The sequence below is a fragment of the Burkholderia sp. AU17457 genome (genome assembly GCF_002223255.1).
Lineage (GTDB): Bacteria > Pseudomonadota > Gammaproteobacteria > Burkholderiales > Burkholderiaceae > Burkholderia > Burkholderia sola.
The window spans coordinates 1704684-1726607 of sequence record NZ_NKFB01000005.1; the positions used below are offsets into that span (position 1 = coordinate 1704684).

Genomic DNA, 21924 nt, shown 5'->3' on the forward strand with positions numbered 1-21924 from the left:
GTCTCACCGGGTCGGATACGGCGTGGAAGGAGTCGCGTCGTCCAGCACGCGGCGCGTGTGCCGCGCGATCATCAGGTTCTCGTCGGTCGGGATCACGCGCACCGTCACGCGCGACGCGTCGCTCGAAATCACCGGCAGGCCGGCGGCGTTCGCCGCGTCGTCGAGCACGATGCCGAGCCACGCCGCGCGACTGCAGATCCGTTCACGCACGGGCGGCGCGTGCTCGCCGATACCCGCCGTGAACACGAGCGTGTCGAGACCGCCGAGCACACCGGCCAGCGCGGCGAGTTCGCGGGCCGCGCGATAGGCGAACAGTTCGACCGCATGCGCGGCCGACGGTGCGTCGCTCGCGAGCAGCGTGCGCATGTCGCTCGACACGCCGGACACGCCGAGCAAGCCCGATTCGGCATAGATCAGATGCTCGACCTCGTCGAGCGACCGGCCTGCGTGACGCTGCAGGTACAGGATCACGCCCGGGTCCAGCGCGCCCGTACGCGTGCCCATCGGCAGCCCGTCGACGGCCGTGAACCCCATCGTCGTCGCGACGCTGCGGCCGTTCGCGAGCGCACACAGGCTCGCGCCGTTGCCGAGGTGCGCGACGACCGTCCGTTGCTGCGCCCACGACGGATCGAGGGCCGCGAGCGCGGTCGCGATGTACTCGTACGACAGCCCGTGAAACCCGTAGCGCACGATGCCCTGCCCGGTCAGCGCGCGCGGCAATGCGAACTCCCGTTCGAGCGCCGGCACCGTCGAATGAAACGCGGTATCGAAACACGCGACCTGCGGCAGGTTCGGCGCAACCGCGGCAACCGCGCGAATCGCGTCGACGTGATGCGGCTGGTGCAGCGGCGCGAGCGGCGAAAGCGACGCGATTGCATCGAGCACGCGCGCGTCGATCCGCACCGGCGCGGTGAAATACGGGCCGCCATGCACGACCCGGTGCCCGACGCCGTCGAACGCGGCCTCCCGCCCGACGTGAGCCGCGAACCACGCGTGCAGCGCCTCGATCGCGCCTTGATGCCCTGGTCGCGCGACGGGGCCATCGGCGAGCGTCGCACCGTGCGCGTCGGCCACGAACAGATGCGGTGCGCCATGCAGATTCTCGACCTGTCCGTGCAGGCCCGCATCGAGCGAACGATCGTCGCGCGTGTCGTAGACCGAGAACTTGAGGCTCGACGAGCCGGCGTTGAGCACCAGGACGGGATGTCGCATCGCGGCCTCGTCAGTGTGCGTCGGCCGCAACCGCCGGCGCGTCCACGGGCGCCGCCGTGGCGCGCGCCGCCGCCGCGACGAGCGCCGCGACCGCGCAACTCGCCAGGCGCGTGCGTTCGCTGTCGGCGCGACTCGTCAGGATCACCGGCACGCGCGCGCCGAGCACGATGCCGGCCGCATCGGCATTCGCGAGGAACGTCAACTCCTTCGCGAGCATGTTGCCGGACTCGAGGTCGGGCACGAGCAGGATGTCCGCGTCGCCCGCGACCGCGGAACCGAGATGCTTGAGCCGCGCGGCCTCCGGGCTGATCGCATTGTCGAACGCGAGCGGCCCGTCGAGCAGCGCGCCGGTGATCTGGCCGCGCTCGGCCATCTTGCACAGCGCGGCCGCGTCGAGCGTCGACGGCAACTTCGAGCTGACCGTCTCGACCGCCGACAGGATCGCTACCTTCGGCCGGGCGATGCCGAGCGCATGCGCGAGATCGATCGCGTTCTGCGCGATGTCGACCTTCTGTTCGAGCGTCGGACGGATATTGACGGCCGCGTCGGTGATGAACAGCGGCTTGGGGTAAGTCGGCACGTCCATGATGAACACGTGGCTCAGGCGCCGCCCGGTGCGCAGCCCCGTGTCGGCGCGCACCACCTCCGCCAGCAACTCGTCGGTGTGCAGGCTGCCCTTCATCAGCGCCTGCGCGTCGCCCGCGCGCACCAGCTCGACGGCGCGCGCCGCCGACGCATGACTGTGCGGCGCGTCCACGAGCCGATAGCCGGACAGGTCGACACCGAGCGTCGCGGCGAGCATCGTGATCCGCGCCACCGGGCCGACCAGCACGGGCACGATGATGCCGGCCCGCGCGGCGGCGGCCGCCGCGTGCAGCGATACCTCGTCGCAGGGATGCGCGACCGCGACCGTCACCGGGCGCAATGCGCGGCAACGCGCAATCAGCGCTTCGTATTTCTGATGCGTGCGCAACTCGGTCATCGGCTGCCCCTTCGCAAGGATCATGTGAACGGATTCTGGTGCGGGACCGGGTGAAGTCGTTTGATTTCCGTCAATTGTTTCAGGTGAAGTCCCGATAGCATGAATCCGCACGATGACATCCGGATGGCCGCGACGCCCCCCTGACATGCACATACGCGAAATCCGCTCGAAAATCGCCAGTACCTCGTCCACGCGCAAGATCACCAAGGCGATGGAAATGATGGCGCGCACCAAGATGGCGAGCGCGCAGCGACGCGCGCGCGAATTCCGCCCGTACGCGGCGCGCATCGGCGCGATGGCGGAACGCGTGCTGCGCGACCGTCCCGACCACGTATCGGCGCTGATGGCGCGACGCGATACCGTGCGCCGCGTCGGCCTGATCGTCGTCAGCACCGATCGCGGGCTGTGCGGCCCGCTCAATGCGCGGCTGCTCGTCGAATGCGTGGATGCGCTCGAACGCTGGGACCGGGCCGGCGTCGCGTGCGAACTGAGCGTGATCGGGGCGCGCGGCCTCGCGCCGCTGCTGCGCCACGGCGCGACCATCGCCGCACGTGCGAGCGGCCTGGCCGCCGAGCCGCACTTCGAGCAGTTGCTCGGTGCGCTGCTCGTGCCGCTGACCGCGTTCGTCAACGGCGAGCTCGACGAAGTACACGTCGCATACAACCGGCTGACGAGCCCGCTCGCGTACGAGCCGCGCATCGATGCGATGCTGCCGATCGTGGGGCTCGACACCGGCGCGCCGACCGACGGCGCGGCCGCGTCCGACTATCTGTACGAGCCCGCGCCCAAACCGGTCGTCGACACGTTGCTGCTGCGCTACGTCGAGGCGACGCTCTATCAGGCCGTCGTCGAGAACTACGCATGCGAGCAATGCGCGCGGATGTTCAGCATGCAGACCGCGACGGACAATGCCGACCGCGTGTTGCGCGAACTGCGGCACCTGTACCAGAAGACGCGACAGGCACAGATCACCACCGAGCTGTGCGAAATCGTCGCCGGCGCGGCGGCGGTCTGAAGGAGTACGCATGAAAACGTCGATGAGGCTCGACATCGTCAGCGTGGAAGCGGTGCTGTATGCCGGCGACGCGCATTTCGTCGTCGTTCCCGGGGAAAGCGGAGAACTGGGGATCTATCCGCACCACGCGCCGCTGCTCACGCGGATCCGGCCGGGCGTCGTGATGCTCGTCGATGCACCGACCGGCGAGCATCGCCGCCTGCTCGTCGCGGGCGGCGTGCTGGAGGTCAGCCGCGACGGCGTGACGCTGATCGCCGATCACGCGTTGCGCACGCCCGAACTCGACGACTTGCGCGCACGCGAAGCGCGGCATGCGGCCGACGACTGGCGCCGGCGCTACGCGCATGAAAACCGGCGTGCGTTCGATTTCGCGTCGGCCCGCGCGGAATTGATGGATGAAATCCGGCGCTTCTTTGCGATGGCGCTGCGGCAACAGGCGCCGCACGACAAGCCGGGCAGCGCCGGCTAGACACCGGCTCCGGTGCCGCCCGCTCAGTCGCGCAGCTTGCGAAAACGCGGGGTGCCGTCTTCGAGGTTGCCGTTGAACATCGCTTCCGGGCGCACCCACAGCCCGCGCGCATGCGGCCACAGATGCTCGTAGACGACCACCGATTCCTCGGTTTCGGAATGGCGGGCAACGCCGATGTAGCGGTACAGGCCACCCTTGTAGTGGCGGTGCGTCGCGAGCTGTTCGGCTTCCTGTTCGGTCATGGTGTGCTTCTCTTCGGCAAAAACGGAAAGCGCGTATTGTATGCGCTGCGCCGCGTCAGCGTTTCGTGTAGATGTCGGGCCGGCGGATCTCCATCAGCCGCTCGGGGTTCGCGGAAGGACCGAAACCGACCGGCCGGTAGAGTTCGTGCGCGTCGGTCGTGACGAGCATGATGCGGCGCAGCCGCTGCACCATCTCCTGCGCGAATATATGGTCGATCAGTGCGCGGCCGTAGCCGTTGCCGCGTTCGGCCGGCAGCACGAACACGTCGCACAGATACGCGAACGTCGCGTGATCGGTGACGAGCCGCGCAAACCCGACGAGCCGGTCGCCGACATACGCGCCGAAGCACAGCGAGCCCTCGATCGCCCGCTCGACCACGTCGCGCGGAATGCCCTGCGACCAGTACGCGTCGCGATGCAGGAAATCGAAGATCGTGTCGATGTCGAGCTCGCGCTTGTCGGTGGAAATTCTCAGCGTGGCGGGAGTGGCTGCGGGCACGTCTGTTCTCCGGTTCGAGGGGCGGCAAGCGGAGCATCGACGATACCGCGCCGTGGGATACGGGACAAGGGGCACTGGAATCCGCCGTGGACGAACAGCCGCACTGCCACCCTCGATTCGGCGACAATGGCATCCGCCGATAAACCCGAGACGCTGCTTCATGACCTACCGCCTCATCGCCTTCGACTTCGACGGCACGCTCGCCGATTCGCTCGACAGTTTTCTCGCCGCGCTGTCGGAAGCGTCGCGCCTGCACGGCTTTCACGACGCCACGCCCGAACTGCGCCCGGCGCTGCGCGGGATGTCGGCGCGCGACATCATTCGCGCGCTCGACGTGCCGATGTGGAAAGTGCCGCGCGTGACGATCGACATACGCCGCCTGATGCGGCCGCGCGTCGCGCACGTGCGGCTCTTTCCCGGCGTCGCCGAAACGTTCGACGCGCTCGCCGCGCGCGGCATCCGCGTCGCGATCGCCACGTCGAATACCGAGGAGATCGTGCGTGACCGGCTCGGCCCGCGCGCCGGCGCGCGCGTCGACCATTTCGCATGCGGCATTCCGCTGTTCGGCAAGGCGCGCCGCCTGCGTGCGCTCGTCCGCGAGGCCGGTGTGCGCGCCGACGAAGTGCTGTACGTCGGCGACGAAATCCGCGATGCCGACGCGGCGCGGCGTGCGCATATCGCATTTCAGGGCGTCGCGTGGGGCTACACGGCACCCGACGCATTGCAGGCACATTGCGCGACGCCGTTGCTGCCGCGCCTCGATGCGCTGCTCGATCGCGTGTAACGCTTTCACGCACGCCACGCTCACACACCGCCCCTCGCCCGACGCGCCGCCACGGCAACAGCCGCGACGGCATCACGTCGCTGAAGTGCCGATGACGCGCACGCGCATCTCATCCATTGCATGCGCCACGCGCACGCAAAAATTGCCACCGCCGCACGCGCATCAGGTACGCGCTACCGGCCTGCGCGCGTGCCCATCGATTCGTCTTACCAACCGTTACACAAGCCACAGCACGGTTGCACCTGCTACCCGACCGCTCTCCTAGAATCAGTCGGGCCGGAAAGCACTTCGAACGCCGCCGCGGCAGAGCGGCAGTCGAATCCGGCCCGGGCGCGCCCGGTCTCTCGCCCAGCGACGGATCGCACGATCCGTTTTTTTACCAGAGCCCCGATCGAAAGGAGGTCCCATGAACCGCTTTCCCCATATTTCGCGCCTTGCCTTGTCTGCCGCTGGCCTGCTTCTCGTCGCCGTGACGGCGACCGCGCAAACCGCGCAACCGGCACCCGGCGCATCGGCGGCGCCGGCCGCGACCACGACGCGCATCCACGAAGCCGACCAGACCTTCATCACCGACGGCACGAAGACCGTGTCGACCCAGCACGACGCCGCGCGCATCGCCGATTCGCGCACGTCGGACAGCCAGGTCAAGGCGTTCGCGCAACGCGTGTCGACCGACGATGCGAAGATCATCCAGGCAATGCGCGCGGCCAGCCCGCGCGGCGTCGACGTGCCGGCCAACGACCCGGACACGTCAGTGCTGAACAGCATCAAGAGCCTGCGCGGCGCCGAGTTCGACAAGGCGTATATCGAACAGGTCGCGCTCGCCGGCCAGCAGAAGGCGATCTCGGCGTTCCAGGCCGAAATCGCATCGGGCCGCGACACCAAGCTGAAGGAAGTCGCACGCCAGGCGCTGCCGATCCTGCAGGCGCACTACGCGGATGCACAGAAGCTCGCGCAGCGTCATCACCTCGCATCGGCGCAGTAATTCATCCTGTGCGGCGCCGCGCATCGCGCGCGGCGCACCGTTTCCCCCGCCGTCGCGCCGCCGCCTCCCCTGCCGGCGGCGCGACGCACGACTGAAGCATCAAGCGCCCCGCGTCATCCGTCACACGTTACGTCGCCAGCTTCGCGTCGAGTCGCGCCCGTACTTCCGGCCATTCGTCGTCGATGATGCTGAAGCGCACCGAGCGAGCCGCAGGATCGCCGCGCGCGATTTCTCGTTCAGCTCGTCCGTCGTGAACTGCACGCGCACGCATTGCAGCGTGTCGAACGCATAGGCCAGCAGCAATCGCTTCGCTTCGGTATTCGCGCGCGTACGCTGCGCCGATTCGCTCAGCCACGTATGGCCGATCTCGAGCTTGCGATTCTGGCGGTCGATCTTCCAGAAGCGCGTGCTGCCGATGGCGCGGCCCGACGCACGATCGACGATCGCGAACGGCATCACGGTGCCGGCCGCCCGCCCCTGCAACGCCGCGTCGATGTAGGCGTCGATCGTCTGCGCGCCCGGCACGACCGTGACCGTCAGGTTCCACAACTCGCCGTCGGCCGCGGCGTCCAGCAGCGCCTGCCGGTCGGATGCATCGAGCGGGCGCAGGACGACACGTGCGCCGGTGAGGGTCGGTTGTTCGAGGAAGGACGATGCGTCGGTCATGACGGGATTCCGGAAAATGGCGATGACGGCGATGGCGGCGAAACGCCCATCATACGGCGGTGCCGCTAGCCGAGGTAGGCGGCCAGCCGGCGGCGAATCGCCTTCGCTTCGGCGCGCAGCGCATCGGCGAATGCGTCGACGAGCAGGTTCTTCGGCCGGTGCTCGGGCACGATCACGCTGACCCGGTACGGAAACGACCGCGTCAGCGGCCGCACGTGCAGGTCGCGGCCGACGAAATCGAGTGCGGTGAGCGGGTTGACGATCGCGGCCCCCAGCCCCTGCCGCACGAACGCACACACCGACACGGCCGACGGCGTGTCCACCACCGAGCGCGGCGCGACGCCGAGCTGCGCGAACGCCTCGTCGATCAGGATGCGATACGGATCGTTCAGCGACAGGCTCACGAACGGGCGATCGGCGAGATCCAGCAGGTCGATCGCGTCCTGCGCGAGCAGCGGATGGCCATCGGGCAGCACGCACACTTCATCGACTTCGAGCAGCGGCGTGAGCACGGTGCCGGCCGGCGCGACGTCGCGCTCGGTCAGCCCGAGATCGTAACGCTGCGCGGTGAGCCATTCTTCGAGCACCGGCGACTCCTGCGTCGCGACCGACACGCTGACGCCCGCATGCGCGTCGTGAAAGCGCCGGCACGCCCCGGGCAGGATCGCGTGCGAGAACGCCGGCAACGCGATCACCGACAGTTGCCCGTCGCGAAACTCGCGCAGGCGCGCGGCCGTCGCCGCGACCCGTTCGAGCCCCACATACGCGAGCCGCACGTCGTCGAACAGCGTGAGCGCGGCCATCGTCGGGCGCAGCCGGCCGTGCGCGCGTTCGAACAACGCAAAGCCGACGACCTGCTCCATCCGCGCCAGCTCGCGGCTGATCGTCGGCTGCGACGTGTACAGCATCTCGGCCGCGCGGATCGTGCTGCCGGTGACCATCAGCGCACGGAAGACCTCGATATGACGGTGCGTCAGCATGATCTTATATATCAGAAATGAATCGAATGAAGATGAACAGGCATTTTACTGTATAGCCAATCAGGCGCATCATCCGGCTATCCGTTCACCCGATCCGATTCATCCGCCATGTCCCTCGATTCCCGCCAGCTCGCGACGCTCGCGCAGCAATACGGCACCCCGCTGTGGGTGTACGACGCCGACGTCATCCGCGACCGCATCGCCCAACTGCGCCAGTTCGACGTGATCCGCTACGCACAGAAGGCGAACTCGAACGTCCATATCCTGAAGCTGATGCGCGACGAAGGCGCATGCGTCGACGCCGTGTCGCTCGGCGAGATCGAGCGCAGCCTCGCGGCCGGGTTCAGCCCCGCAGGCGAGCCGGAAGGCGTCGTGTTCACGGCCGACCTGATCGACCGCCCGACGCTCGCGGCGGTGCTGAAGCACGGCGTGACCGTGAACGCAGGCTCGCTCGACATGCTCGCGCGCATCGGCGAGCACGCGCCCGGCCACCGCGTGTGGCTGCGCGTCAACCCCGGTTTCGGCCATGGCCACAGCAACAAGACCAACACCGGCGGCCCGCAGAGCAAGCACGGCATCTGGATCGACGACGTCCCGCGTGCGATCGAGATCGTGCGCCAGTACGGGCTGAAGCTGGTCGGGATCCATATGCACATCGGTTCGGGCGTCGACTACGGCCACCTGTCGCAGGTGTGCGATGCGATGGTCGATCTCGTCACGTCGCTCGGCCACGACATCGACGCGATCTCGGCCGGCGGCGGCCTGTCGATTCCGTATCGCGACGGCGAGCCGCGCGTCGACGTCGGACACTACTTCAGCCAGTGGGACGCCGCGCGCAAGCGGATCGAACGACATCTCGGCCATCCGGTGCGCATCGAGATCGAGCCGGGTCGCTTTCTGGTGGCCGAAGCCGGCACGCTCGTCACCGAGGTGCAGGCCGTCAACCGTCGGCCGAAGCACGATTTCGTGCTGATCGACGCGGGCTTCAACGACCTGATGCGCCCGTCGATGTACGGCAGCTATCACGCGGTGTCGGTGCACGCGCACGACGGCGCGCTGCCCGCCGGCCGGCCGCTCGTCGACCTCGCGATCGCCGGGCCGCTGTGCGAATCGGGCGACGTGTTCACGCAGGACGCAGGCGGCGTGGTCACGCACCGCAAACTCCCGCAGCCGCAGATCGGCGACCTGCTGTTCCTGCACGACGCCGGCGCGTATGGCGCGTCGATGTCCTCGAACTACAACAGCCGGCCGCTCGCGCCGGAAGTGCTGGTCGATCGCGGCGCGCCGCGGCTCATCCGTCGCCGGCAGACGATCGGCGAATTGCTCGCGCTCGAAACGTTCGAGTAACCCGCGTCCGGCGTGACGAACGCCAACGGCCAGGCTTGCCGCTGCCGGCAGCCTGGCCGTTTTGCTTGGCGTCTCGCCGTCGGGCTCACGATCGCGATCATGCGCATCGATCGCAACCGGCTTGCCGCCATCGCATCGGGTAACGTCGGCCCGATGCGCGGCACGCCGCGGCGTCTGCGTCACCCCGCGCGCTGCACGGGCGCCATCTTCGAGAAGTACTTCGCGCCCGCCACGCAGCCGACCACGATTACCGTCACGACGACCATCGACGGCGGCACCGTCTCGTGCAGCAGCCCGGCCGCGAGCAGGAAGCCGAAGAACGGCTGCAGCAGCTGCAACTGGCCGACGCCCGCGATCCCGCCGAGCGCCAGCCCGCGATACCAGAACACGAAGCCGATCAACATGCTGAACAGCGACACGTACGCGAGCCCCCCCAGCGCGGCGGCATCGACGCCGTCGAACGACGCGGGCCAGGTCAGCCACGTGAGCGGCAGCATCAGCGGCAGCGACAGCACGAGCGCCCACGAGATCACCTGCCAGCCGCCGAGCTGGCGCGACAGGCGCGCGCCTTCCGCATAACCGAGCCCGCACGCGACGATCGCGGCCAGCATCAGCGCATCGCCGATCACCGACGCCTGCCCGCCGTTGCGCAGCGCGAACGCGGCCACCGCGCCGCTGCCGACGATCGAGAATATCCAGAACGGCAGCCGCGGCCGCTCGCCGCCGCGCCACACGCCGAACAGCGCGGTCGCGAGCGGCAGCAGCCCGACGAACACGATCGCATGCGCGGACGTCACGTGCTTCAGCGCAAGCGCCGTCAGCAACGGGAAGCCGACCACGACGCCGAGCGCGACGATGGCCAGCGACACGGCCTCGGCGCGCGACGGCCGCTTCTGCTTCAGCACGACGAGCAGCAGCAGGCCGAGCGCGCCGGCGATCGTCGCGCGGGCGAACGTGAGAAACAACGGGTCGAGCCCTTGCACCGCGACCCGCGTCGCGGGCAGCGAGCCACTGAAGATGATGACGCCCAGCATGCCGCTGAGCCATCCGTCGGTCGTCTTTTGCACGGTCAACCCTGAATGGAGAATGGATGACCGATGATCCGCCGCCGGCGAAAACAGCGTAAGCTACAGCCCAATACAATTCAGACAAACTGTACTGGACAACCAACCGTACAGTTCATCGTTCGCCATGAGCCCTTCCGCCCCGATGCCCGCTCCGCCCGCGCCGTCGCGCACGCGCGTGGAAACCGTCATGGACACCCTGCGCGCACGGATCGCGAGCCGCGCGCTGATGCCCGGTGCGCGCGTGCCGTCGATCCGGATGATGGCCGACGGGCTCGGCGTGTCGAAATCGACGGTCGTCGATGCGTACGAGCGGCTCGCGAGCGAAGGCGTGCTCGTCGCCCGGCGCGGTTCGGGCTTCTACGTGTCGGGCCACGCGCCGCCGCTCGCGCTCGCCGAGCTGGGCCCGCGCCTCGATCGCGAACTCGATCCGCTATGGCTGTCGCGCCAGTCGCTCGAGGCGGCGCCGACGTCGGTGAAGCCCGGCTGCGGGTGGCTGCCGGCGTCGTGGCTGCCCGACGAAAGCCTGCGTCGCGCGCTGCGCGCCGTGTCGCGCGACGAAGCCGATGCGCTGACCGACTATGCGACGCCGCTCGGCCTGCCCGCGCTGCGCCAGCAGCTCGCATGGCGGCTCGCGCAGCATGGCGTTCACGCGGAACCCGCGCAGATCATGCTGACCGACGGCGGCACGCATGCGCTCGACCTCGTGTGCCGCCTGCTGCTGGAGCCCGGCGATACCGTCGTGCTCGACGATCCGTGCTACTTCAACTTCCAGGCGCTGCTGCGCGCGCACCGTGCACGAATCGTCAGCGTGCCGTTCACGCCGAACGGGCCCGATCTCGTGCGCTTCGAGCAAGTCCTCGCCGAGCATCGACCGCGCCTGTACATCACCAACGCCGCGCTGCACAACCCGACCGGCGCGACGCTCGCGCCGCCCGTCGCGCACCGGCTGCTGACGCTCGCGGCCGAGCACGGGCTGCTGATCGTCGAGGACGACATCTTCGCGGATTTCGAGAGCACGCCCGCGCCGCGGCTCGCGGCGTTCGACGGGCTGTCGCGCGTGGTGTCGATCGGCAGCTTCTCGAAGACGCTGTCGGCCGCGATCCGCTGCGGCTATGTCGCCGCGCGGCCGGAATGGATCGACGCGCTCGTCGACCTGAAGCTCGCGACGTCGTTCGGCAACGCGCAGATCGGCGCCAACGTCGTGCATCGGCTGCTGATCGATGGCACGTATCGTCGCCATCTCGACAGCCTGCGCGCGCGTCTCGCGGATGCGATGGGCGAAACGATCCGGCGCCTCGCGCGGGCCGGGCTCGGCATCTGGACGGAGCCGCGCGGCGGGCTGTTCGTGTGGGCGCAATTGCCGGACGGGCTCGACGCGGCGCGCGTCGCGCGTCATGCGCTCGACCACGACGTGGTGCTCGCACCCGGCGACGTGTTCAGTGCGTCGCGCAACGCGACGTCGTACCTGCGCTTCAACGTGTCGCGCTGCAAGGGGCCCGCCGTGTTCGATGCGCTCGCGCGGGCGATGGACGCGGCGCGGGTGGTGGAGCGCGGCGGCGCGCCGGCGGATGCCGGCGGCCGTTTGCTGGCCGGCAAGTGACGCGAACCGGCCGTCCCGCGACGGGTTACCCCGCTGCCCGCGTCACACCTCCCCCGCGTGCGCCCTCGCCCTGACCTCGGCGAACGACGTATCGACGAGCAGACGCCCGGTGTCGAACACCGTCTCGAGCGCCTCGTCCCATTCGCCTTCCAGCACACGATCGTCCCACGCAACCGGCAGCGTCACCGTCCGATACTCGCCGGTGCGCCAATTGCGCAGCAACGTCAACCGCCCCTGCTTCGAGCGCTTGCCCTGATCGGTGACCGGGTCCTTGCGGACGTCGTGCCACACGCCGCCGCGCCGGATGGCCGAACACTTCATCGCGAAGCGCTGCGTATCGCGATTCACCCGCTGCAACAGCGCACCGCCCATGCCGAACACCACGTTGCCGGCCGCATAGCCCGCATCGTCGAGCGCGACGAGGATCGCTTCGATCGACTGCTCGTCGACACCGTCGCCCTGGATCACGCGCACGTGGTTCAGCACGCGCCGCCCCTTGCCGTTCACGGTCGATCCGAACGATGCGTCGAGCGCCCGCACCGTTTGCAGCACGATCGTCACCGGGTCGCCGGAATCGGGACGCACGACCAGCGTCGCGCCCGAATCGATCACCGCCTGCCGAAGTTCGCCGCCCCACAGATCGAGCGCGGCGAACAGATCATAGGAGTCCGATACGACCGATACGATTGCGCCCGGCAAGCCGAAGCGGCTGATCATGTTGCGGTACGCATCGGCCTCGCCTTCGCGCCCCCACGACGTGATCGTGCTGTGCTCGGCCGCCGGCACCGAGTAGGCGGCCATCGGCTCGCGATAGAAGCGGTTCGCGGCCAGCACGCCGAGCACCGTGTCCGAGCCCATGAAGCTCACGAGGTGCGCGGCGCCGCCGATCGCGGCCGATTCCGCGCTCGACACGCCGCGCGCGCCGAAGTCGTGCAGCTTGAACGGCAGTTGCGCGAGATCGTCGTCGGTCCTGTCGAGGAAGCGGCGAATCGTTTGCCGCAGATGCCAGCTGCGCGTCGCCACCGTCACCGGATACCAGATGCGCAACAGCATCGTCTCGAGATACGACGCGAGCCAGAACACCTGCGGATCGTCGCATTCGACCGTCATCAGCACGTTGTGCACCGGCACGATCGAACCTTCCGGCACCGCGCGGATCTTCACCGGCAGATAGCCGTCGTAGTGCTCGACGATATGACGCCATCCGGCTTCGTTGAACGGCTCGCCGTGCACGGCGAAGAAATCGCGCGCGTCGTCGATCATCGCGTGCGTGACCGGCTTGCACAGATACTCCTTCAGCAGCATCTGCAGCCCGAAGAACAGCGTGCGGTCGTAACGGCCGCCGCGCGATTCGACGTACGAGAACATCGCCGATGCGTCCGGCGGATATTGCAGGAAGTGGGAAGCCTTGTACGAATCCGTGTTGAGAATCGGATTGGCGAGAACCGCGGCAAAGCCGCCGGGATCGTTTTGCATGGCTAGAGCTCCTCTAGGCCGTTGAAGTGCCGCCGCGTCTGTCGCGGCGGACCGAATGCGGGGAATCAGCGCGTCACAGCTTCCCCAGGAAGTGATATGCGATGTCGAAGTGATCCTCGAACATCACGTTGCGCATCTGCGCGAATTCGTTGAGCGGGACCCAGCGCGCCTTGTCGGCGTCGTCGCTGCCCTTCACGCGCGGCAGCTCGCCGGTCGGAAAGTTGAACAGGCACGCGTGCGTGATCGTGCGGCCGCGCAGCGAACGCGTCGGGTGATCGAACACCTGACGATCCTTGATCGAGCCGCGCAGCACGGGCTCCGGCAGCTTGAGGCCGGTTTCCTCGCGCAGTTCGCGAATGCACGCCGCATCGAGCCGCTCGTCCTGGTTCACGAAACCGCCCGGCAGCGCCCACAGGCCGCGGCCCGGTTCGCTGCGGCGGCGCACGAGCAGGATATGCCCCGAGTGCACGACCACCGCGTCGACCGTCACGAACGTGACGGGATACGGCGCGGCCGCCCAGGCCTTGCGATACGCGGCGATGAATTCGGCTTCCGACTTCAGTTGCGCGAATTCCGGCTGCGTGCGGAACCGCTCGAGCCAGCCGAACACGGGTTCCGGCACGGCCCACTGCACGAAGCTGTTGGTTCGTTCGGCGAAGTACTGGTCGCGGATCTCGGTCGCGGAAATGTCTTCCGTCGCGTCGACGTCGACGAGTTCCCATTGCGGGAACATCCGCAGGTAATACGACGTGGCGTCCTTCTCGTGGCCGATCAGCCCGACCTTGCGCTGCGCGACGTCGCCGAGCGCGCCGGCCACCGCATCCTGCACCCAGCGCACCCAGTCGCCGTCGTTGTAGGTCGAATCCTGCAGCGGCGCGATCGTCACGCGGTCGCGCTCGGACGCGTCGAGCAGCGAAGCCAGCATCTGGCGGCGCTCGTCGAACGAGAACGGATCCTTGATGGTGCGAGGCTTGTCGGTCGATCCGATCAGCACGCAGACGCGCTCGGCCCGGCTCAGTGCCGACTTCAGCACGTTCAGGTGACCACGATGCGGAGGCTGGAAACGACCAATGAAAACGAGCGCGTCGAAGCGCCGGTTCTGTTGCGTACTCATGAGGCTCCCTCAAGAGATTGAAACGCTCCGGGTCTGTCCCGAAGGGTTGGGATAAATCGTAGGGGAATTCCCGAAGTGCGTCAATCGATCCCATTCGAGCCCGCGCTCGACTTGACGAAGTCTGACGAAACACAGGTTATTGGCGCGGTACACTCGATTGCATCCCAATCCGAACCTTGGCGCCCGCCCTCATGAGGATCTCAGTCAGCCGGACCGTCGGCGTCGATCGCAGACGCCTGTTCACGTGGTCGCAGGATTACGGCCGGCGGCTCGTGTGGGACAGCTTCCTCACCGATGCCTATCTGCTCGACGGAACGACCGCCGATGTCGGCGTCGATGCGTTCTGCCGCAGCCAGTCGGGTGCGACGATGGTGTCGCGCTACATCTCGTACCGCCCGCCACAGGTCGCCGCCGTCGAAATGGTCGAAGGGCCGAAAGTGCTCGAACGCTTCAGCGGCAGCTGGAACTTCACCGAGCACACGCCGGGGTCGACCGAGGTGAAGTTCACGTACCACTTCCGTGCGCAGCCGTCCTGGCTGCGCTGGCTGCTCGAACCGCTGATCGGCGCGTTCTATCTCGTGCACACGCGCCGGCGTCTCGATTCGTTCAAGCGCTGGGCCGAGGCCGAAGCGCTGCCGCGCTGACCGGCGCCCCTCCGCGCGCCACCTGCTGCCGAACCTGCGCCTGCGCGCCGAGCGCCGTGGCGATCGCATCCACCGCGTCGGCCGCGCGCGCCGCGCCGCACATGAACGCGTCGACGGCCGCGAAACGATGCTCGGGCCACGTATGGATCGTGATGTGCGACTCCGCCAGCAGCACGACGCCCGTCACGCCATGCTCGCCGCCGAAATGATGGAAGTGCGCGCCGATCACGCGCGCGCCGGCCCGTTGCGCCGCGTCGGTGAGGATCGACTCGAGCCGCGCGGCGTCGCGCAGCAGCGCCGCGTCGATGCCGGCCAAGTCGGCCAGCACGTGCGAGCCGAGCACCGCGCAGGGCGGCGCGATCCCGTCGCGCGCGGTCATTTGTGCGACCCGTACGACGAGTAGCCGCTGCGCGCCGACGAACTGCCCCACCCGCCGCCGCCCGAACCGCCGCCGATCGACGCGCAACTGAACAGCGTGACGACAATCAGGCCGTAGATGCCGTAAAGGATGTACCGGATCACGCGTTGCCCCCGTCCGACGCAAAACGCGCCCACAGCCACTCCGGCAGCCACAGCACCAGCAGGCCGACCAGCACGTAGACGGAGCGTCCGGTGAACGAGAACAGCGAACCCAGGTTGAAGATCACGAGCAACGCGCTGAACATGAATGGCAGCGGCGCGAAACTGTGCGGCCCCTTGCTGCCGAACAGGCCCATCGATTCGGTGGCGCCCGCGGCAGCCGCGGTGGCCGTCGCAAGCGCCGGCGTGCCGAAACGCTCGGCGACCGCGCTGCCCGACAGCGGCCGCGCGCGCGACCAGACGATCTCCGCGTCACTGCGCTCGCGCGTCAGCTTGTCTTTCTGCCAGCCGTAGTCGATGATCGACGTGCGGTCGCCCGCCTGCACGCGCCAGTTGAATGCCCCGACCACGTAGACGACCTCCGATTCGTATTCCTCGCGCAAACGATAGGTCTTGCCGCCATCGGTCACGCTGGATTCGCTGCCGATCGTCGGCCAATGGTCGAGCACCTGCACGCGTTCCCAGCGCCCTTCGCTTTGCACGAGCCACAGGAAGCCGCGCTTCGGGTTCAGCAGCAGATATTCGTCCCATGTCTCGGCGTCGCCCGGCACGCGGCAGCGCATCATGCCGATCACCGTGTATTTCACGCCGTCGAACGTGCCGATCGCGCCGAGTTCGAGCGCGCCTTTCACCGATTCGAGCTTGCGCTGCGCCGCGAACACGATCTGCTGCTCGGCCGTGCACTGCACGCCTGCATGACAGCTGCCGCACACGACGTAGTCGGCCACGTTCGGCGCATAGGACAGCGGCGCACCGCAGCTCGGGCACGCGAACGGCACCATCTCCGCGCCGCGTTTCTCGCGCGTATCGTTTTCGGTATCGCGCAAGCCCGTGAACGCGAGCGCATCGAATTCCAGCGCCTCGCCCGAATAGACGGCCGGGATGCCGCCGTTCGACTCGGCGTCGGAATAGTCGTAGGTCGCGAATGCATTGCCGGTGCGCAGGTCGACGACGCGCGCCTCCCAGCCGGCATCGACGCGGAACGGCAGCTCGCCGTCGCCGCCCGTGCAGCGTGCGGTACGCACGTCGGACACCAGATACGCGCGGCCGCCGTGGTCGATCCGCATGCCGGGTTCGAGCGTGCCGAATGCGGGCCACGTTCGGCCTGCCGCATCGTCGGGCTCCCGCACCGTGATCGCGTACTGGCCCGACGCATCCGACAGCCAGCCGAACGCGCCGTCGTCGAACACGACGTACCATTCGCTCCACGCGCCGGCGTCGTAGGTCATCTGGATGCGGCCGAGCACCGTGAACACGCGGTTGCCGTAGCGCCCGGCCGTGCCGATCTGGACCGGCGATGCGTCGTCGAGCACCGTGGCCAGTTCGCCGATGCGCTCGACGTCGGCGCCGCGCTTGAGCAGCGTGCTGCGACAGAACGCGCAGACGGCCATCACGGCCGCGGCCGAGCGAAACTCGACCGGCGCGCCGCATTGGGGGCACGAGGTACGGAACATGCGCGCCGCTTACCGCGTGAGCTTCGCGAGGATCTCGGCCTTCGCGCGCGAATAGTCGTCTTCGGTCACGAGGCCCTTGTCGAGCAGCGCCTTCAATTGCTCGAGCCGCTGCACGTAATCGGCGCCCTCGGTCGCCGCCGCGGCTACCGGCGCCGCAACGGGCCCGGGCGGCGCGGCCTGCGCCGGTTGCGCGGCGCCCGCGATCTGGCCGGCCATCGCCTGCCCGATCGCCGCGCCGGCGGCCAGCCCCGCGCCGACCCCGGCGATGCCGCCCGGGTTTTGCGCGGCGAGCGGAATCGCCTGCGCGGTCTGGTATTGCGTGGCGCGCGCGAGATCGCCGGCCATCCCCGCCCCGATCCGCAGGTCGAGCGCCTTTTGCAGCTCGGCCGGCAGCGACACGCTCTCGACCGCGAACACGTCGAGCGCGAGCCCGTAGCGCGTGAATACCGGCACCAGTGCGTCGGCGACGCGCTGCGACAGCAGCGACTGGTTCGCGGCCATGTCGACGAACGCCACGTCGGCCGAGCCGAACGTCGTGCTCATCGCGGTGACGACCAGGTTGCGCAGTTGCTGCTCGAGATCGTCGACGGTATAGGCCGCGCGCGTGCCGCTGACCTCGCGATGGAACGCGGCCGCATCGACGATCCGGTACGAGTAGATGCCGAACGCGCGCAGTTGCACGAAGCCGAACTCGCGATCGCGGATCGTCACCGGCTGCGCGGTGCCCCAGCGGCGGCCCAGTTGCAGCCGCGTGCTGAAGAAGTAGACGTCCGACTTGAAAGGCGACTGAAAGAATTTGTCCCAGTTCTTCAGGTTCGTGAGCACCGGCAGCGTGCGCGTTTCCAGCGTATAGAGCCCCGGCTGGAATACGTCGGCAACCTTGCCCTCGTTGACGAAGATCGCGACCTGCGTTTCGCGCACGGTCAGCTTGCCGCCGTACTGGATTTCCTGGTCTTCCATCGGATAGCGCCAGGCCAGCACGCCGTCGGTGTCTTCCGTCCATTGCAGGACGTCGATGAACTGCTTGCGGATGAATGAACCCAGACTCATGTCGGTCTCCTCGAAACGCGTGGCGCGTCAGGTCAGGCAGGCGGCATTGATGATGCCGACGACGAGCGACGCGGTGCCCATCAGGCCGCCCATCGCGACGTTGCGATCCTCGATCGCGTGATTCATGCCGGGCATCACGCGCGTCAGCACCGCATAGGTGATCAGTTGCACGATCATCGCGCCGACGGCCCAGATCACGACTTCGCCGAGCGTGGAATTGTGCGCGATGCTGGACGCGAGCGTCAGGCAGAAACCGATCAGCGCGCCGCCGAACGACAGCGTCGCGGCCGCGTTGCCGTCGCGGATCAGCGCGAGTTCGTCGAACGGGGTGACCTTCAGGTACACTGCCGCGAACACAAGAAGCAGCACGAACGCCGACAGTAAATGAACCGCATAAAGATAGGCACTATTCATTCTTTTCCTCGGATTTTGTGCTCGGTTCGCCGCCCCGTCGCCGGTCGGCCCGCACGGGGCCGCCAGACGAAAATCCGCGCCAGTATATCCACATTGCCGAACACTGCACAACGGATGCGCGATGCTGCATAAGCGTGCGCTCGTCCTGTCGATTCTCGTGCTCGCGTCGTGCGGGCTCGGCTACGAACTGATCAGCAGCGCGCTGTCGAGCTACCTGCTCGGCGATTCGATCCTGCAGTTCTCGTCGGTGATCGGCTGCTACCTGTTCGCGATGGGGATCGGCTCGTGGCTCGCGAAGTTCGTCGAGGACGATGACGTGCTCGACCGCTTCGTCGACATCGAGCTGCTCGTCGGCCTGCTCGGCGGCGTATCGGCCGCGCTGCTGTTCGTCGTGTTCGCATGGCTCGCCGCACCGTTTCGCGCGGCGCTCTACGCACTGGTGCTCGCGCTCGGCCTGCTGATCGGGATGGAAATTCCGCTCGTGATGCGCGCGTTCCAGCAGCGCCGCCAGGCGTTCCGCCATACCGTCAGCGAGGTGCTGACCTTCGACTATCTCGGCTCGCTCGCCGTGTCGCTGATCTTCCCGCTCGTGCTCGCGCCACGTCTCGGCCTGCTGCGTACGAGCTTCCTGTTCGGTCTCCTGAACGCATTCGTCGCACTGTGGACGACCCACCTGTTCCGCGACGAAATCCGCAACGTGCGCGGCAAGCTGATGCGCGCGTCGCTCGTGATCGGGCTGCTGATTGCCGGGTTCGCGCTGTCGGAGCGCATCACGCACTGGGCCGAGCACGGCGTGTACGGCGACGAGACGATCTATTCGGAAACGACGCCGTACCAGCGCATCGTGCTCACGCAGTGGCACGACGACATGCGGCTGTACCTGAACGGCAACCTGCAATTCTCGTCGCGCGACGAGCACCGCTATCACGAAGCGCTGATCCACCCGGCCATCGAGGCGCTGCCGTGGGCGAAGCGCGTGCTCGTGCTGGGCGGCGGCGACGGCCTCGCGGTGCGCGAACTGCTCAAGCACCGCAATCTCGAACGGATCACGCTCGTCGATCTCGATCCCGCGATGACGAAGCTGTTCTCGACGTCCGCGCCGCTCGTCAAGCTGAACCAGGGCGCGCTCAAGGATCCGCGCGTGCAGGTGATCAACGACGACGCGGTGCGCTGGCTCGAATCGAATGCCGACGTGTACGACGCGATCGTCGTCGACTTCCCCGATCCGACCAACTTCGGGCTCGGCCGCCTGTATTCGGTGCCTGTATTCCGGCTGCTCGCACGGCACCTGTCGGAGAACGGCTACACGGTGATCCAGTCGACGTCGCCGTATTTCGCGCCGCATGCGTACTGGACCATCATCGCGACGCTGCGCGAAGCGGGGTTCAACACGTGGCCGTACCACTGCTACGTGCCGTCGTTCGGCGACTGGGGCTTCGTGATCGCCGGCAAGCGCCGCGATTTCACGGTGCCGACGCACTACTCGGTGCCGACGCGCTGGCTCGATCCGCAAACGGCCGCCGAGATGTTCCACTTTCCGGCCGACATGCCGGCGCTGCCGATGTCGCCGAACGAACTCAACGACCAGCCGCTCGTGCGCCGCTTCGACGACGACTGGAAGCACGTGCTGCGCTGATGGACCGTCGCACGTTCCTCGTCGCGTCGGCGGCCGCGTCGCTCGCCGCCTGCGGCCGCACCGGCTGGATCGAGACGACGCCGCGCGTCGACTACCCCGGCATGCGCGAAGGCCATGCGCTGCGCGACCATGCCATGCTGCCGCCGCCGTCCGGCACGATCGAGACGGATGTCGCGATTCTCGGCGCCGGCGCGGCCGGGCTGTCGTGCGCATGGCAGCTCGCGCGCGCCGGCCATACGCGCTTCACGGTGCTCGCCGGCCCCGAATTCGGCGGCAACGCGGCCGGCGGGCGCTTCGGCGCGCTCGGCTATCCGAAGGGCGCGCACTACCTGCCGCTGCCGTCGCGCGAATCCGTGCATCTGCGCGACATGCTCGCCGACCTCGGCGTGATCGAATCCGCGCCGTTCTCCGCGCGCCCCGTGTACGACGAGCGTGCCCTCGTCCACGCACCGGACGAACGGCTGTTCATCGGCGGGCAGTGGCAGGACGGCATCGTGCCGACCGCCGGCCTCGACGCCGACGCACTCGCGCAGCAGGCGCGCTTCTTCGCGTACACCGACGGGCTGCGCACCGCGCACGGTGCCGACGGCCGCAAGGTGTTCTGCATCCCGATCGCGGATTCGTCGCGCGACCCACGCTGGCGCGCACTCGACCGGCGCTCGTTTCGCCAGTGGCTGCGCGACGAGGGCTACACCGCGAAGGCGCTGCACTGGTATCTGGACTACTGCTGCCGCGACGACTACGGCGCCGGTTACGAGCACGTCTCCGCATGGGCCGGGCTGCACTATTTCTCGTCGCGCGGCGGCCATGCGGGCGACGCGGGCGACGGCGCGGTGCTGACCTGGCCCGACGGGCTGCATACGATGGTGACGAAGCTGAGCGATTCGATCGCCGCGCGCACCGGCTCGAACGCATGGTCGCGGGACGGCTTCGCGGTGCGCGCGACCGAACGCGCGGGCGGCGTCGACGTGCTGTGCGCCCGCGTCGGCCACGACGGCGCCCTGTCGACGTTCATGCTGAAGGCGCGCCGGGTCGTATGCGCGATGCCGCTGTTCGTCGCGGCGCGCGTGTTTCCGCAGCTTGCCGCGTACGGCTTCGAACCCGCGCGCGACCTGCCGCCGCGCGCGCCGTGGCTCGTGTCCAATTTCCTGCTCGACGGCATGCCCGCCGAGGAAGCCGGCGTGCCGCTCGCGTGGGACAACGTCGTCTACGACGGCGCGGGGCTCGGCTATGTCGTGTCGACGCACCAGTTGATCCGGATGTCGCCGCCGACGCGCTCCGTGTTCTCCGCCTATCAGGCATTGAGCACGCAAACGCCGGACGAGACGCGCCGCTGGCTCGCGCAGGCGAGGCCCGACGCGTTGCGCGAGCAGGCGGCAATCGACCTGCAGGCCGTATACGGACGCGAGCTCTGGAAGCATGCGACCGCACTCGAGATCACCGTGCGCGGCCATGCGATGGCCACGCCGGACGTCGGCTTCCTGAGCCGGCCGGGGCTGCTCGCATTGCGCGATGCCGACGGCCCCGTCGTGTTCGCGCATGCCGACCTGTCCGGGCTGTCGCTGTTCGAGGAAGCGTCGTACTGGGGCATGCTGGCGGCCCGGCGCGTGCTGGCCTGACAACCGCCGTTCGTCATTGCGGCGTCGCCGCCACCCGCTATAATCGCGCGACATTCCGACTGCATTGAGCAGGCCGACGGCGGCGCGCCG

At 68.3% G+C, this 21924-nt stretch carries 22 protein-coding genes and 1 pseudogene; 9 read left to right on the forward strand and 14 right to left on the reverse strand.

Annotation, left to right across the window (positions count from 1 at the left end; genetic code table 11):
* Positions 1–3: 3 nt before the first annotated feature.
* Entirely contained in the window at positions 4–1212 is a 1209-nt protein-coding gene (locus CFB49_RS24900; RefSeq protein ID WP_089492588.1) for an acetate/propionate family kinase, read from the reverse strand.
* 10 nt (positions 1213–1222) lie between these two features.
* Positions 1223–2347, reverse strand: a complete 1125-nt coding sequence (locus CFB49_RS24905) for a phosphate acetyltransferase (RefSeq protein WP_306426992.1) — start codon at positions 2345–2347, stop codon at positions 1223–1225.
* Here CFB49_RS24905 and atpG point away from each other — a divergent pair.
* Positions 2340–3209: an ATP synthase F1 subunit gamma gene (gene atpG, locus CFB49_RS24910; protein WP_069617289.1), complete on the forward strand. Its 870-nt coding sequence runs from the start codon at positions 2340–2342 to the stop codon at positions 3207–3209. The genes CFB49_RS24905 and atpG overlap by 8 nt on opposite strands.
* 10 nt (positions 3210–3219) lie before the next feature.
* Complete coding sequence (gene atpC / locus CFB49_RS24915; RefSeq protein ID WP_069617290.1) at positions 3220–3678, forward strand: ATP synthase F1 subunit epsilon; 459 nt, start codon at positions 3220–3222, stop codon at positions 3676–3678.
* A gap of 23 nt (positions 3679–3701) precedes the next feature.
* Here atpC and CFB49_RS24920 read toward each other — a convergent pair whose 3' ends face one another.
* Together CFB49_RS24920 and CFB49_RS24925 are read right to left on the reverse strand one after the other, a co-directional pair.
* Entirely contained in the window at positions 3702–3920 is a 219-nt protein-coding gene (locus CFB49_RS24920; RefSeq protein WP_006480837.1) for a DUF1653 domain-containing protein, read from the reverse strand.
* Between the two features lie 55 nt (positions 3921–3975).
* On the reverse strand, positions 3976–4419 hold the full coding sequence (locus tag CFB49_RS24925; protein ID WP_089492589.1) for a GNAT family N-acetyltransferase: 444 nt from the start codon (positions 4417–4419) through the stop codon (positions 3976–3978).
* A gap of 160 nt (positions 4420–4579) precedes the next feature.
* Here CFB49_RS24925 and CFB49_RS24930 point away from each other — a divergent pair, with 160 nt between their 5' ends.
* Both CFB49_RS24930 and CFB49_RS24935 read left to right on the forward strand, forming a co-directional pair.
* Positions 4580–5203, forward strand: coding sequence for an HAD hydrolase-like protein (locus tag CFB49_RS24930; RefSeq protein ID WP_089492590.1), 624 nt, complete (start codon positions 4580–4582; stop codon positions 5201–5203).
* 406 nt (positions 5204–5609) lie between these two features.
* Positions 5610–6188 (forward strand): DUF4142 domain-containing protein, encoded by a 579-nt coding sequence (locus tag CFB49_RS24935; protein ID WP_089492591.1) that lies wholly within the window; start codon positions 5610–5612, stop codon positions 6186–6188.
* A gap of 127 nt (positions 6189–6315) precedes the next feature.
* On the opposite strand, the pseudogene CFB49_RS24940 reads toward CFB49_RS24935, so the two are convergent.
* Together CFB49_RS24940 and CFB49_RS24945 are read right to left on the reverse strand one after the other, a co-directional pair.
* A pseudogene (locus CFB49_RS24940) lies at positions 6316–6854 on the reverse strand (GNAT family N-acetyltransferase).
* Positions 6855–6919: 65 nt separating this feature from the next.
* Positions 6920–7834, reverse strand: a complete 915-nt coding sequence (locus CFB49_RS24945; RefSeq protein ID WP_089492592.1) for a LysR family transcriptional regulator — start codon at positions 7832–7834, stop codon at positions 6920–6922.
* Between the two features lie 48 nt (positions 7835–7882).
* On the opposite strand from CFB49_RS24945, the gene lysA reads away from it, so the two are divergent.
* Complete coding sequence (gene lysA, locus CFB49_RS24950) at positions 7883–9181, forward strand: diaminopimelate decarboxylase (protein WP_256979920.1); 1299 nt, start codon at positions 7883–7885, stop codon at positions 9179–9181.
* 179 nt (positions 9182–9360) lie between these two features.
* On the opposite strand, the gene CFB49_RS24955 is transcribed toward lysA, so the two are convergent.
* Positions 9361–10248, reverse strand: coding sequence for a DMT family transporter (locus CFB49_RS24955; RefSeq protein WP_089492841.1), 888 nt, complete (start codon positions 10246–10248; stop codon positions 9361–9363).
* Between the two features lie 124 nt (positions 10249–10372).
* Between CFB49_RS24955 and CFB49_RS24960 the strand changes: the two genes are divergently transcribed.
* Positions 10373–11848, forward strand: coding sequence for an aminotransferase-like domain-containing protein (locus CFB49_RS24960; RefSeq protein ID WP_089492594.1), 1476 nt, complete (start codon positions 10373–10375; stop codon positions 11846–11848).
* 42 nt (positions 11849–11890) lie between these two features.
* On the opposite strand, the gene CFB49_RS24965 is transcribed toward CFB49_RS24960, so the two are convergent.
* Both CFB49_RS24965 and CFB49_RS24970 read right to left on the reverse strand, forming a co-directional pair.
* Positions 11891–13324 (reverse strand): nicotinate phosphoribosyltransferase, encoded by a 1434-nt coding sequence (locus CFB49_RS24965; protein ID WP_089492595.1) that lies wholly within the window; start codon positions 13322–13324, stop codon positions 11891–11893.
* A 73-nt stretch (positions 13325–13397) separates the two neighbouring features.
* Positions 13398–14438, reverse strand: a complete 1041-nt coding sequence (locus CFB49_RS24970) for a bifunctional nicotinamide-nucleotide adenylyltransferase/Nudix hydroxylase (RefSeq protein WP_069617299.1) — start codon at positions 14436–14438, stop codon at positions 13398–13400.
* A 191-nt stretch (positions 14439–14629) separates the two neighbouring features.
* Between CFB49_RS24970 and CFB49_RS24975 the strand changes: the two genes are divergently transcribed.
* Positions 14630–15082, forward strand: coding sequence for a type II toxin-antitoxin system RatA family toxin (locus tag CFB49_RS24975; protein WP_069617300.1), 453 nt, complete (start codon positions 14630–14632; stop codon positions 15080–15082).
* On the opposite strand, the gene speD is transcribed toward CFB49_RS24975, so the two are convergent.
* Genes speD through CFB49_RS24995 form a run of 5 tightly spaced genes read right to left on the reverse strand, consistent with a single transcriptional unit; the run spans position 15045 to position 18579 of the window.
* Positions 15045–15461: an adenosylmethionine decarboxylase gene (gene speD / locus CFB49_RS24980; RefSeq protein ID WP_069617301.1), complete on the reverse strand. Its 417-nt coding sequence runs from the start codon at positions 15459–15461 to the stop codon at positions 15045–15047. The genes CFB49_RS24975 and speD overlap by 38 nt on opposite strands.
* Positions 15458–15604, reverse strand: a complete 147-nt coding sequence (locus CFB49_RS36455) for a hypothetical protein (protein ID WP_175972952.1) — start codon at positions 15602–15604, stop codon at positions 15458–15460. The genes speD and CFB49_RS36455 overlap by 4 nt, the downstream gene beginning before the upstream one ends.
* Positions 15601–17115, reverse strand: coding sequence for a DUF4178 domain-containing protein (locus CFB49_RS24985; RefSeq protein WP_089492596.1), 1515 nt, complete (start codon positions 17113–17115; stop codon positions 15601–15603). Before CFB49_RS24985 ends, CFB49_RS36455 begins: the two co-directional genes overlap by 4 nt.
* A gap of 9 nt (positions 17116–17124) precedes the next feature.
* Positions 17125–18165: an SPFH domain-containing protein gene (locus tag CFB49_RS24990; RefSeq protein ID WP_089492597.1), complete on the reverse strand. Its 1041-nt coding sequence runs from the start codon at positions 18163–18165 to the stop codon at positions 17125–17127.
* 27 nt (positions 18166–18192) lie between these two features.
* A complete protein-coding gene (locus CFB49_RS24995) occupies positions 18193–18579 on the reverse strand; it encodes a DUF350 domain-containing protein (RefSeq protein ID WP_006480820.1) in 387 nt (128 codons plus the stop codon).
* 121 nt (positions 18580–18700) lie between these two features.
* Here CFB49_RS24995 and CFB49_RS25000 point away from each other — a divergent pair, with 121 nt between their 5' ends.
* The gene (locus CFB49_RS25000; RefSeq protein ID WP_069617304.1) at positions 18701–20215 is read left to right on the forward strand and encodes a polyamine aminopropyltransferase; all 1515 of its coding nucleotides are present in this window, start codon (positions 18701–18703) and stop codon (positions 20213–20215) included.
* Complete coding sequence (locus CFB49_RS25005; RefSeq protein WP_089492598.1) at positions 20215–21834, forward strand: NAD(P)/FAD-dependent oxidoreductase; 1620 nt, start codon at positions 20215–20217, stop codon at positions 21832–21834. The genes CFB49_RS25000 and CFB49_RS25005 overlap by 1 nt, the downstream gene beginning before the upstream one ends.
* The last annotated feature ends 90 nt before the right edge of the window (positions 21835–21924 follow it).